11 protein-coding genes are annotated in these 12,462 nt (G+C 74.1%); 8 read left to right on the forward strand and 3 right to left on the reverse strand.

Annotated elements, in window-relative coordinates:
* Positions 1-216: 216 nt before the first annotated feature.
* Together F0L17_RS18785 and F0L17_RS18790 are read left to right on the forward strand one after the other, a co-directional pair.
* A complete protein-coding gene (locus F0L17_RS18785; protein ID WP_155071984.1) occupies positions 217-699 on the forward strand; it encodes a Dps family protein in 483 nt (160 codons plus the stop codon).
* Positions 700-986: 287 nt separating this feature from the next.
* Positions 987-2,156 (forward strand): cysteine desulfurase family protein, encoded by a 1,170-nt coding sequence (locus F0L17_RS18790; protein ID WP_155071985.1) that lies wholly within the window; start codon positions 987-989, stop codon positions 2,154-2,156.
* Positions 2,157-2,219: 63 nt separating this feature from the next.
* On the opposite strand, the gene F0L17_RS18795 is transcribed toward F0L17_RS18790, so the two are convergent.
* On the reverse strand, positions 2,220-2,906 hold the full coding sequence (locus F0L17_RS18795) for an N-acetylmuramoyl-L-alanine amidase (RefSeq protein WP_162466397.1): 687 nt from the start codon (positions 2,904-2,906) through the stop codon (positions 2,220-2,222).
* Positions 2,907-2,978: 72 nt separating this feature from the next.
* Here F0L17_RS18795 and mnmA point away from each other — a divergent pair, with 72 nt between their 5' ends.
* The gene (gene mnmA, locus F0L17_RS18800; protein ID WP_155071986.1) at positions 2,979-4,124 is read left to right on the forward strand and encodes a tRNA 2-thiouridine(34) synthase MnmA; all 1,146 of its coding nucleotides are present in this window, start codon (positions 2,979-2,981) and stop codon (positions 4,122-4,124) included.
* Between the two features lie 67 nt (positions 4,125-4,191).
* On the opposite strand, the gene F0L17_RS18805 is transcribed toward mnmA, so the two are convergent.
* Complete coding sequence (locus tag F0L17_RS18805) at positions 4,192-4,983, reverse strand: SDR family NAD(P)-dependent oxidoreductase (protein ID WP_155071987.1); 792 nt, start codon at positions 4,981-4,983, stop codon at positions 4,192-4,194.
* A gap of 235 nt (positions 4,984-5,218) precedes the next feature.
* Here F0L17_RS18805 and F0L17_RS18810 point away from each other — a divergent pair, with 235 nt between their 5' ends.
* The gene (locus tag F0L17_RS18810; RefSeq protein ID WP_155071988.1) at positions 5,219-6,073 is read left to right on the forward strand and encodes a class I SAM-dependent methyltransferase; all 855 of its coding nucleotides are present in this window, start codon (positions 5,219-5,221) and stop codon (positions 6,071-6,073) included.
* Complete coding sequence (locus tag F0L17_RS18815) at positions 6,070-6,399, forward strand: nuclear transport factor 2 family protein (RefSeq protein ID WP_476691283.1); 330 nt, start codon at positions 6,070-6,072, stop codon at positions 6,397-6,399. Before F0L17_RS18810 ends, F0L17_RS18815 begins: the two co-directional genes overlap by 4 nt.
* Before the next feature lie 41 nt (positions 6,400-6,440).
* On the opposite strand, the gene F0L17_RS18820 is transcribed toward F0L17_RS18815, so the two are convergent.
* Positions 6,441-8,438 (reverse strand): NAD-binding protein, encoded by a 1,998-nt coding sequence (locus F0L17_RS18820; protein WP_420802435.1) that lies wholly within the window; start codon positions 8,436-8,438, stop codon positions 6,441-6,443.
* A 79-nt stretch (positions 8,439-8,517) separates the two neighbouring features.
* Here F0L17_RS18820 and F0L17_RS18825 point away from each other — a divergent pair, with 79 nt between their 5' ends.
* The 3 genes from F0L17_RS18825 to ligA are packed head-to-tail and all read left to right on the forward strand — an operon-like array spanning position 8,518 to position 12,461.
* Complete coding sequence (locus F0L17_RS18825) at positions 8,518-9,207, forward strand: SDR family oxidoreductase (protein ID WP_155071989.1); 690 nt, start codon at positions 8,518-8,520, stop codon at positions 9,205-9,207.
* The gene (locus F0L17_RS18830; RefSeq protein ID WP_155071990.1) at positions 9,204-10,217 is read left to right on the forward strand and encodes a methionine synthase; all 1,014 of its coding nucleotides are present in this window, start codon (positions 9,204-9,206) and stop codon (positions 10,215-10,217) included. The genes F0L17_RS18825 and F0L17_RS18830 overlap by 4 nt, the downstream gene beginning before the upstream one ends.
* 21 nt (positions 10,218-10,238) lie before the next feature.
* Positions 10,239-12,461, forward strand: a complete 2,223-nt coding sequence (gene ligA, locus F0L17_RS18835) for an NAD-dependent DNA ligase LigA (protein WP_155073853.1) — start codon at positions 10,239-10,241, stop codon at positions 12,459-12,461.
* Position 12,462: the final 1 nt, after the last annotated feature.

Consider the following 12,462-nt stretch of genomic DNA (forward strand, 5'->3'; position numbering starts at 1 on the left):
CGCGCCGCAGCGCACGGCACCGTCGCGGGCCGCCCGGACACCGTGCCGGGCGGCCCGCGCGCTTCCTCGCTCCTCCCGGCGCCGGCCGCGCCCGCGGACCCGCACGACCGCACAGGTCGCGGCGGGAGTGGCGGGTCCCGTCCTGGGTAATCGCTGTAGGGACGAAAACTGACCAAGCGCGACATACGCCGTAAGGGAAGCGAAGGTGGTCAACGGATGTACGCCGTGAAGAGCACACTGCCCGACCAGGACCTCAAGGTCGTCGGTGAGGCACTGCAGGGCGCGCTGGTCGATCTGGTCGATCTCTCCCTGGTGGCCAAGCAGGTCCACTGGACCGTGATCGGACCGCGTTTCCGCTCCATCCACCTCCAGTTGGACGAGGTCGTCGAGACCGCGCGGGGCTACTCCGACACCGTCGCCGAGCGCGCCGCGGCCCTCGGCCTGGCGCCCGACGGCCGGGCCGCCAGCGTCGCCTCCGGCAGCGGCATCACCGGGGTGGAGAGCGGCTGGCACCAGGACGACGACGCCGTGGAGGTCATGGTCGGCGCCCTGGCCGCAGTGGTGAACCGCATGCGCGAGCGCATGGAGGTCACCGAGAAGCCGGACCCGGTGACCCAGGACATCTTCATCGACATCATCGCCGAGCTCGAGAAGCACCACTGGATGTTCCAGGCCGAGCACAAGATCAAGGACAAGTGAACCGGCACCGTCCCCGACCCGCGTCCCGGCGCCACCGCGTACGGCGGAGAGCGTCCCGGTGCGCCCGGGCGGGACCGGAGGCCACCGGGCCACCACCGGGCCCCGGTGCCGGTCGAAGGGCCGGTGGACCACCACGAGCCCCCTGTCGCGACGCGCGACGGGGGGCTTCGTGGCGGGGGCGGGCGCCCCGGGTTCCGCACCGGAACGCGCCCCCGACCGGCGGATGCCGGCACCTGACCGGTCCTCGCTCCCGCCCGGCTCCGCGCGGCTCGTAGAATCGGGGAATCATGGCCTACCTCGACCACGCCGCCACCACCCCCATGCTTCCGGAGGCGGTGCGGGCGATGACCGCGCAGCTCGGCGTCACCGGCAACGCCTCCTCACTCCACGCGGCGGGGCGGCGGGCCCGGCGCACCGTCGAGGAGGGGCGCGAGACACTGGCCGCCGCCCTGGGGGCGCGGCCCAGCGAAGTGGTGTTCACCTCCGGCGGCACCGAGGCCGACAACCTCGCGGTCAAGGGTCTGTACTGGGCGCGACGCGCGGCCGACCCCGCCCGCAGGCGCGTCCTGGCCAGCCCTGTCGAACACCACGCCGTGCTCGACGCCGTTCACTGGCTCGCCGACCACGAGGGCGCCGAGGTGGAGTGGCTGCCGGTCGACCCGCTGGGCCGGGTGCGTCCCGAGGCGCTGCGCGAGGCGCTGGAGCACCGGCCCGACGACGTGGCGCTGGTCACCGTGATGTGGGCCAACAACGAGATCGGCACCCTCCAGCCGGTTGCCGAACTGGCCGCCGTGGCCGCCGAGTTCGGCATACCGATGCACGCGGACGCCATCCAGGCCGTCGGTCAGGTGCCGGTGGACTTCGCGGCCTCCGGGCTGGCGGCGATGACGGTCAGTGGCCACAAGATCGGTGGCCCGTACGGGATCGGCGCGCTGCTGTTGGGCCGCGAGTGGACCCCCGTCCCGCTGCTGCACGGCGGTGGCCAGGAGCGCGACGTGCGCTCGGGCACCCTCGACGCCCCCGCCGTCGCCGCCTTCGCGGTCGCGGCGGAGCTGGCCACCTCCCGGCGCGAGGAGTTCGCCCGGGAGGTCGGCGCGCTGCGCGACGCGCTGGTCGACGCCGTGCGCGCGGCGGTGCCGGACGCCGTCCTGGGCGGCGACCCCGATCCGGCCGGGCGGCTGCCGGCCAACGCGCACTTCTCCTTCCCCGGCTGCGAGGGCGACTCGCTGCTGCTGCTCCTGGACGCCCAGGGCATCGAGTGCTCCACCGGTTCGGCCTGCACGGCCGGGGTCGCCCAGCCCAGTCACGTCCTGCTGGCCACGGGCACCGACCCGGACCTGGCCCGCGGCACCCTGCGCTTCTCCCTGGGGCACACCTCCACCCGGGCCGACGTGGACGCGGTGGCCGCCGCCATCGGGCCGGCCGTGGAGCGCGCTCGCGGGGCCGGGCTGTCGTAGCCGGCCGTCGCTCCGCCCCCGCCCGGCCGCGCGCCTCCGCGTCCCGGCCGGGGGCGGGAGCGCTCACGCCCGGCGGACGGGGACGTCGCGCACCATCCGCAGATAACGCTCCCAGTCCCAGTGCGGGCCGGGGTCGGTGTGGTCGGTGCCGGGCACCTCGACGTGGCCGACGATGTGCTCCCGGTCCCTCGGCAGGCCGTAGCGGTCGCATATCCCGGCCGTCAGCTCGGCCGAGGCGCGGTAGGTGGCGTCGGTGAGGGTGTCGGGGCGGTCCACGAAGCCCTCGTGCTCGATGCCGACGCTGCGCTCGTTGTACGACCGGTTGCCCGCGTGGTACGCCACGTCCAGCTCCCGTACCAGCTGCGCCACGTGCCCGTCGGCGGTGCGGACCACGTAGTGGGTGGCGGCCCCGTGCGACGGATCCCGGAAGACCTTCAGCGCCACGTCGTAGCTCCCCTGGATGACGTGGATCACCACCCGGTCGATCGTGAAGTCGTACGGCCGGTCGGCGCGCCGCCAGTTCGCCTCGGAGGCCGGCACCCACTCCGCGCCCGGGTGGTCCACCTCGCCCGGCGTGCGCGGCCGCTCCACCCCCGGTACCTTCCACCACGTCCGGGCCACCTCGTCGCGGGCCGCGTACCCGAGGGCGCCCAGTCCCACCGCCGCGCCGCCGACCAGCAGGGCGCGGCGGCCGACCGGCCGCCCCTTCCCGTCCGTCCGGCGGTGTCCGGGGGCTTCTCTCTCGCTCACGGCGAGCACAACGCTCGGGAACACCCGTACGGTTCCATCGGTCCGCGCCCGGCGCCGTACCCTGGGAACGCTATGACTGACACGCCCAGCGCGCCGAACCCCGCCCCCCGCCTCCGCGTCCTCGCAGCCATGTCCGGCGGCGTCGACTCCGCCGTCGCCGCCGCCCGTGCGGTGGAGGCGGGCCACGACGTCACCGGCGTCCACCTCGCCCTCTCGGCGAACCCGCAGTCCTTCCGCACCGGTGCCCGCGGCTGCTGCACCGTCGAGGACTCCCGCGACGCCCGCCGCGCCGCCGACGTCATCGGCATCCCCTTCTACGTGTGGGACCTGGCCGAACGCTTCCGCCAGGACGTGGTGGAGGACTTCATCGCCGAGTACGAGGCGGGCCGCACCCCCAACCCCTGCCTGCGCTGCAACGAGAAGATCAAGTTCGCGGCGCTGCTGGACAAGGCCCTGGCGCTGGGCTTCGACGCGGTGTGCACCGGCCACTACGCCACCGTCGTCGTCCGCCCCGACGGCGGCCGCGAGCTGCACCGCGCCGCCGACGCGGCCAAGGACCAGAGCTACGTGCTGGGCGTGCTGGACGAGAAGCAGCTCGCCCACGCCATGTTCCCGCTCGGCGACACCCCCACCACCAAGGACGAGATCCGCGCCGAGGCCGAGCGCCGCGGCCTGGCGGTGGCCAAGAAGCCCGACAGCCACGACATCTGCTTCATCGCCGACGGCGACACCCAGGGGTTCCTCGCGAAGCACCTGGGCACCGCCGAGGGCGACATCGTCGACGAGGACGGCAACCGGCTCGGCACCCACACCGGCGCGTACGGCTTCACCGTCGGTCAGCGCAAGGGCCTGCGGATCGGTCACCCGGCCCCCGACGGCAAGCCGCGCTACGTGCTGGACATCTCCCCGGTGGACAACACCGTCACCGTCGGCCCGGCCGCCGCGCTGGACGTCGTCGCCCTGACGGCGATCCGCCCCCGCTGGTGCGGCACCCCGCCCACCGGGCCGGGCACCTACACCGCCCAGCTGCGCGCCCACGGCGGCGAGACGCCGGTGACGGCGGAGCCGGTGGGGGAGGAGCTGAGGGTCACCTTCACCGAGCCGGTGCGCGGCGTCGCCCCCGGACAGGCGGTCGTCCTCTACGACGGCACCCGGGTGGTCGGCTCGGCCACCATCGCCACCACCGAGCGCCGCGGGGCGGCCGCCGCCCGGAGCTGACGCCCCTCGCCGCCGCACCGCCGCGCCCCTCGCCCGCGGCCGGTGCGGCGCGGCGCCGGGCGCGCCGCTACGAACCGCCGTCGAGCGGCAGGACCGCGCCGGTCAGGTAGCCCGCGCGCGGACTGGCCAGGAACGCGACCAGATCGGCGCACTCGCGGGGACGGCCGAGGCGACCGACGTCGTTGGGGCCGAAGGCGGCGACGGCCTTCGGCTCGATCTCCTCCACGGTCTCCCCCCAGCCGTGCCGCCGGCCCGCCGCCAGCATCATCTCCTCCACGGGAGGGGTGACGAAGCCTCCCGCCGCGATCGCGTTCGACGTCACCCCCGTGTGCCTCAGCTCGCGCGCGAGGGACCGGGCGAGGGCGCTTCGGGCGGCACTGGCCGCGACGTAGTGGGGGTAGCCCGCCACGGGCGACCGGCCGACGAGGCTGCTGATCTGGATCACCCGCCCCCAGCCGCGCTCCCGCATGCCGGGGACGAAGCGCCGGATCATGCGCACGCCGGAGATGACGTTGACGTTGTAGATCTCGGCCCACGCGTCGGGGGACGCCGTGTCCCAGCCCAGCGTGATGTCGTAGAAGCCGGCGTTGTTGACGAGGACGTCGACGGGCGCACCGCTGTCGTCGACGGCGTCCCGGACCGCGTCGGCGCCCGCGTCCGTGGCCAGGTCACCGATCGCGCCGGTGGCGTCACCGCCGGCGGCGCGCAGGGAGTCGACCACCGCGGCGGTCCTGGCCTCGTCCCGTCCGTGGACGACGACGGAGGCGCCCTCGGCCGCCAACACCCTGACGATCTCCTCCCCGAGTCCGCTGCTCGCGCCGGTCACCAGCGCCCGCCTGCCGCCGAGCCGTAGATCCATGTGCGTCCCCTTTCGGAGCCCGGGCGGGCCGCCGCATCCGATGGTGGAGCGGCGGCACCGGGCCGCCAAGTACGGAATCGGACACACGACGGTCCGAGGGGCCGGCCGGTGTCGCACGGGACGCGTACGCGCCGCGCCCGACGGACACCCGTTCGGACCGGCCGGGGGGTGCGGTGCGGGACCGGTGCCCATACTGGCGCCACCGGCTCGACACCCGAGCGACACGGAGGCGCCCATGGGAACGCAGACCCCCGCCACCAAGGCCCCTTCCCGCCTCACCCGGAACCGCGCCCGCCTCGCCCACAAGGCGCGCTACGCGCTCGCCCACCCCGGGCGGGTCCCCGCCCACCTGCGCCGCGCCGCCCGCGACGCCTGGCTGCGGGCGAAGTACCGCGACGACCACATCGGCTACTACCGGGCCGTGATGGCCTCCGACACCGCCCGCAGTCCCGAGGCGGCGGTCGGCGGCCGGCCCTCGTACGAGCGGTGGCTGGCGATCGGCCGGATGCAGTTCGACTACCTGCTCGGACACGGGCTGCGGCCCGAGGACCGGATGCTGGAGATCGGCTGCGGCAACCTGCGGGCGGGCCGGCTGTTCATCGACCACCTGGAGCCCGGCCACTACCACGGCATCGACATATCGCCCCACATCCTCCTGGAGGCCCGGCGGACCGTCGTGCGCCACGGGCTCCAGCACAAGCTGCCCCACCTGACCCTCGTCGACGACCTGACCTTCGACTTCCTGCCCGAAGGGCACTTCACGGTCGTCCACGCCCACAGCGTCTTCTCCCACTCGCCGCTGGACGTCATCGACCAGTGCCTGGAGCACATCGGACGGATCCTCGCGCCGGGCGGCTTCTTCGACTTCACCTTCGACCGCACCGAGGGCCGCGAGCACGACGTGTTGCGGGAGGACTTCTACTACCGCACCGAGACGCTGACCGACCTCGCGGCCAGCCACGGGCTGACGGCGCGGTTCATGGAGGACTGGGAGCGGCTCCCGCACGGCCAGTCGAAGATCCGCGTCACCCTGCCGGCCCCGGACCGGACGGCGTCGGGCCGGACGGAGCCGGAGCGCAGCCCCGCGTGAGGAGGCGGGCCCGGCGCGTGGAGGGGCGCGCGGCGCTCCGCGCGTACTTCGGCTCCCGGCCCGCCGACCGGCTCTCGCGCCGTCCGTGCACCAACGTCCTGGTCACCGTGGAGACGGCGGAGACGGCGAGAGCCACCGCGTACTTCGCGACGTACCGGGCCGACGGGCACACCGGCGGTCTCGTGCCGCCCGGCCCGCCGGTCAACGTCGGGCACTACGAGGACGTCCTCCGCAAGACCGAGGAGGGCTGGCTCATCGCCCGGCGCACCCTGCTCCCGGCCTTCGGCGGACCGACACCACGCCTCGGCCGGGACGGCCGGGGGTAGCCGGACCCGGGAGGACGGCTCCGTCGGCACCGGCGCGGGTGTCACGGCGCCGGCGCCGGGGAGCCCGCCCCCGGGCCGTCCGTGCCGCTCGGGTCGGCGCCGGCGCCGCGCGGCTCCTCGCCCGCCAGCAGCGCGCCCAGCCCGTCGCGGGTGGCGGCCACCACCACCCGGTCGCCCGCCGTCATCACGTAGCCGTCGTGGAGCCGCCAGACCAGGTCGCCGGTGAGGGTGTAGGTGATGCCGTCCGGGGAGAGGGAGGCCAGGTCCGCGCGGCGGCGCTCGGGCGGGGAGGTGTCCAGGGCGAGGATCCGCCAACAGCCGGGGCGGGACGCCTCGCCCACGGTGCGCCCCTCCAACAGCCGGTTGCCCGCCACCGTCACCGCGGCGAAGACCAGCACCCGGCGGCCCACCGGTATGGCGCCCAACACCTGGCGCCCCATCATGGCGCCCGCGAAGGCCGGGGCCGCCAGCGCCGAGACGCTGCGGCTGCGGGTCTGCGCGCCGGGATAGGTGTCGCGCAGCGTGCGGTAGACGGTGGCGGCGAACTCGTCGTCGAACAACCGCATCACCACCCGCAGCCCGGGGTGGACCTGGCGGGCGTAGAGCACGGCCTCCAGGTTGGTGCCGCTGTCGCTGGTGAGGGCCAGCAGGGCGCGGCTGCGCGCGATCCCCGCCTCCTCCAGCACGCCGTCCTCGGTGACGTCCGCGATCAGGGTGGGCACCCGCCGCGCGCGGGCCACGGCGATGCCGCGGGCCTCGTCGTCCCGCTCGATGCACACCACCGGGATGCCCAACTCCAGCAGTTGGTCCAGCACCCGGGTGCCGACCTTGCCCAGGCCCAGCAGGACGACGTGCTTCTCGATGCCGCGCGGCGGGGGCGGCAGGGCGGCCGCCTGGCGGAAGGTGCCGTAGCTCTCCAGCACCACGGCGAACAGCAGGGGCAGCAGCGCCGTCCCGGCCAGGGCGCCCAGCAGTTGCAGCACCTGCTCCCAGGTGGAGCCGTCCAGCTCCGGGTCGTTGATCGACATGACGTTGAGCAGGGTGACGTAGGCGGAGTGCAGCGGCGTCTCGCGGGTGACGTACCAGTTGGTGGCGGCCAGCAGCACCGCCACGGCGATCAGGCCCAGCAGGGAGGCCCGCAGCCGCCGGGAGAAGAAGGAGCCGACCGGGAGCCGCGGCACGCGGGGCAGGGGGGCGCCCGGCTGGTCGGAGCGGCGCGTGATCGCCTCCAACACCACCGTGCCGCGGTCGTCGGACAGGCCCTCCATCTCCTGCGGGTCGGGCAGCAGCACGGGACCGTCCCGGTCCTCGGGGTCGGTGTAGACGTCGCCCTCGTCGGAGTCGGGGGCGTCGGGCAGCAGGGCGAGGGTGCACAGCGGGTCGCGGCGGCCGGCGGTGCCGATGGTGCGCTCCTTGGCGCGCAGCAGCAGCCCGTCCGCCTGGATGACCTTGCCGGCTCCCACCACCGCGGCCGCCACCAGGGAGGGCGCGGCGGTGTCGGCGTCGGAGAGCACGGTGGTGGAGGCGTCCACGGAGCGTTGGTCCAGGCCCGGGACGCGGGCGGCGATGGTGCGGTCGAGCAGGTCCTCCAGGTAACGGCCCAGGGTGCGGTTGAACATCCGGATGACCAGCCGCAGTTCGGGGTTGATGCGGCGGGCGCGCAGCGCGGTGTGGATGTTGAGCTGGTCGTCCCCGGAGGTGAGCGCCAGCGCCGCGGCGTGCTCGATGCCCGCCTCGCGCAGCGCCGCGTCGTCGGGCACCTGGGCCTCCACGGCCCGTACGGCCAGGCGCGGATCGCCGACCAGCGCGGCGATCTGCGGCCCCTGGTCACCACCGCGCAGCGAGGGCAGGACGACGGTGACGCGCTGTCCGTAGACCGAGGCGAGCTCCCGGACCAGCCGCTGCGCCAGGGAGTTGTCGCCGCAGACGACCATGTGGCCGGGGACGGGGCCGGGGGCGCCCGGGACGCCGCGACGTCCGCCCTGCGGCGGGACGCCCGGACCGGGTGGGTGTGGGGGTGGTGGCGTCGAGGCGGTCACGGAAGGTCATTGGATCATGCCTGCCGCGCGGAGGGCACCGTTCCCGCCGGCGAGTGCGGTGGATGGGACGATGTCCACCATGGGAACGCATGTGATCACCGGGGCGGGCTCCGGCATCGGGGCCGCGATCGCCGAGCGGCTGAGCGAGCGCGGCGACGAGTTGTGGCTGCTGGCGCGGGACGCGGGACGGGCGAGGGAACTGGCCGGGCGCTTCCCCGGCGCCCGCACCCTGGTCGGGGATCTGGCCGAACCCGAGCGGCTGTCGTGGGCGCTGTCCCACCAGGAACTTCCGCAGGAGGTGGACTCCCTGCTGCACGTGGCCGGCGTCGTGGACCTCGGCACGGTCGACGAGCTGACCCCGAAGGTGTGGAACGCCACCCTGGCGGTGAACCTGGTCGCCCCGGCCGAGCTGACCCGGCTGCTGCTGCCGCAGCTCCGCCTGGCCCGCGGCCACGTGGTCTTCGTCAACTCCGGCGCGGGGCTGAACGCCAACCCGCAGTGGGGTGCCTACGCCGCGAGCAAGCACGGCCTGAAGGCGCTGGCCGACGCGCTGCGGGCGGAGGAGAAGGGCGGCGGGGTGCGCGTCACCTCCGTCTACCCGGGCCGCACCGCCACGCCGATGCAGGTCAAGGTGCACCGGCAGGAGGGCAGGGAGTACGACCCGGGGCGCTGGATCACCCCCGAGGCGGTGGCCACCACCGTCCTGACCGCCCTCGATCTGCCGGAGGACGCGGAGATCACCGACCTGAGGGTGAGGCCGTCGGCATGAGCGCCCACGCGTGGGGGACGGCCGCCGCCACCGGCGTCGGCTCGATGCCCGGGACCGACGTGCGGGAGGCGGTCAGGACCGTCACCGGGTCCCTGGAGCGGTTCCCGTACCTGCCGGAGCTGCCCGCGCGCGGGCCGGGCGCGGACATGGTCGGGCGGACGGCCGGGATGCTGGTGGAGCTGCCCGTCCACCTGGAGCCCAGCGGCTGGCGGGTCGCCGACGCCCCGGGACACGACATGCGGCGCGCCCGCTCCTGGTTGGGCGAGGACCTGGACGCGCTGGAGGAGTTCACCCAGGGGTACTCCGGTGCGCTGAAGGTGTCGGTCACCGGCCCGTGGACGATGGCGGCGTCGTTGGAGCGCCGCGGCGGCGAGGCGATGCTCGGCGACGCCGGCGCCTGCCGCTACCTGACCGAGTCCCTGGCCGAGGGGCTGCGCGAGCACCTGGCCGAGGTACGGCGGCGGGTGCCGGGCGCGACGGTCGTGCTCCAGCTCGACGAGCCGTCGCTGCCGGCGGTGCTGACCGGTCGGGTGCCCACCGCCAGCGGCTACCGCACCCACCGGGCCGTGGACCGGGGCGTGGTCGAACAGGCGCTGCGGCAGGTGGTGGCGGCCGCCGGGCAGGATCCGGTGGTGGCGCACTGCTGCGCGCCGGGAGTGCCCGTCGGACTGCTGCGCCGGTCGGGCGTGGCCGGGATCTCGCTCGACCTCTCCCTGCTCACCGAGCGTGACGACGAGGCGGTCGGCGAGGCGGTCGAGGGCGGCACGGCGCTGTTCGCGGGGATCGTGCCCGCGGCGGATGCGGGGTCGAGCGGATTGTCGGACCCGGGCGGTAGCGTCATGGGTGTCAGGACGCTGTGGCGCAGGCTGGGGCTGTCCCCGGAGCTGCTGGCGCGGTCGGTGGTGGTCACGCCCGCCTGCGGACTGGCGGGCGCCTCCCCGGCGTACGCGCGGGCGGCGCTGGCGCACTGTGTCCGGGCGGCGCGATCGCTCGCCGACGACCCTGAGTGACGGGAGGCTGGATTCGTGGAAATGGAGAGCCCGGACAGCGAGGCGCGCGAGCGGCACGCGCGGTTGGCCCGGGAGATCGAGGAGCACCGCTTCCGGTACTACGTGACCACTCCGGTCGTCAGCGATGCCGACTTCGACGCCCTGATGCGCGAACTCCAGGAGTTGGAGGCGGAGTACCCGGAGCTGGCCACGCCCGACTCGCCGACGCAGAAGGTGGCCGGCTCCTACGAGACGGAGTTCACCGCCGTCCGACACCGCGAGCGGATGCTGTCGCTGGACAACGCCTTCGACGACGAGGAGCTGGAGGGCTGGGCGGAGCGGATCGCGCGCGAACTGGGCGACGTGCCGTACCACTTCCTGTGCGAGCTGAAGGTGGACGGACTCGCGGTCAACCTGACGTACGAGCACGGCAGGCTGACGCGTGCGGCGACCCGGGGCGACGGCCGCACCGGGGAGGACATCACGCCCAACATCCGCACCATCGCCGACATCCCCGAGCGACTGGAGGGGGCACGGGTCCCGGCGCTGGTGGAGATCCGCGGCGAGGTGTTCATCCCCATGGAGCGCTTCGAGGAGCTGAACGCCCGGTTGGTCGAGGCGGGCAAGCCGGCCTTCGCCAATCCCCGCAACGCGGCGGCCGGTTCGCTGCGACAGAAGGATCCGAGGGTCACCGCGGAGCGCCCGCTGCACATGGTGGTGCACGGCATCGGTGCCCGGGAGGGCCTCGACATCGACCGGCTGTCGCACGCGTACGAACTGCTGCGCGAGTGGGGGCTGCCGACGGCCGCGCACAACACGGTGGTCGATTCCATCGAGGGCGTGCGGGAGTTCATCGCGCACTTCGGCACGAACCGGCACTCGGTGGAACACGAGATCGACGGGGTGGTCGTCAAACTGGACGAGATCCCCCTCCAGGGACGGCTGGGGTCCACCTCGCGGGCGCCCCGCTGGGCGATCGCCTGGAAGTACCCGCCGGAGGAGGTCAACACCCGGCTGGTGGACATCAAGGTGAGCATCGGCCGCACCGGGCGGGCCACGCCGTTCGCGGTGGTGGAGCCGGTGACGGTGGCCGGTTCGGAGGTGGAGTTCGCCACCCTCCACAACCAGGACGTGGTCAAGGCCAAGGGCGTCCTGATCGGGGACACGGTGGCGCTGCGCAAGGCGGGCGACGTCATCCCCGAGATCCTGGGCCCGGTGGCCGACCTGCGGGACGGCAGCGAGCGGGAGTTCGTGATGCCGGCCGAGTGCCCGGAGTGCGGCACCCCGCTCAGGCCCGCCAAGGAGGGCGACGTCGATCTGCGCTGCCCCAACTCCCGCTCCTGTCCGGGGCAGTTGCGCGAGCGCCTGTTCTACCTGGCGGGCCGCAAGTGCCTGGACATCGAGCACTTCGGGTACGTGGTGGCCACCGCGCTGACCCAGCCGCTGGAGCCGGCCGAGCCACCGCTGAGGGACGAGGGGGATCTGTTCGACCTCACCCTGGAACAGCTGCTGCCCATCAGGACCCACGTCCTGGATCCGGACAGCGGCCTGCCCAAGCGGGATCCGAAGACGGGCGAGGAGAAGGTCGTCACCCTCTTCGCCAACCGTGAGGGCGAACCGCGCAAGAACACCCTGGCGATGCTGGAGAACATCGAGGCGGCCAAGGAGCGTCCGCTGGCGCGGGTCATCACCGGCCTGTCGATCCGTCACGTGGGTCCGGTGGCGGCCGAGGCACTGGCGCGGGAGTTCCGTTCGCTGGATCGGATCGCCCGGGCGTCGGAGGAGGAACTGGCCGCCACCGAGGGGGTCGGCCCGACCATCGCGGCCTCGCTCAAGGCGTGGTTCGCCGAGGACTGGCACCGCGAGATCGTCGAGAAGTGGCGGGCCGCCGGCGTCCGGATGGAGGAGGAGGGCGGCGACGAGCAGGGGCCGCGCCCGCTGGAGGGCGTCACCGTCGTCGTCACCGGGACGCTCCGGGCGTACACACGGGACGCGGCGAAGGAGGCACTGCAGAGCCGTGGAGCAAAAGTGACCGGTTCTGTTTCAAAGAAGACCGGTTTTGTTGTGGCAGGAGACAGTCCTGGATCGAAATACGACAAGGCTGTGCAACTAAAGGTCCCGATCCTGGACGACGACGGACTGGCCGTCCTCCTGGAGCAAGGTCCCGACGCCGCGCGGAAGGCCGCTGTCGTTCCCGCCGACACCACTGCCGACACCACTGCCGACACCGCCGCGGAGCCCACCACGGAGCCCACCACGGAGTGAC

This window comes from Streptomyces taklimakanensis (genome assembly GCF_009709575.1).
Classification (GTDB): domain Bacteria; phylum Actinomycetota; class Actinomycetes; order Streptomycetales; family Streptomycetaceae; genus Streptomyces; species Streptomyces taklimakanensis.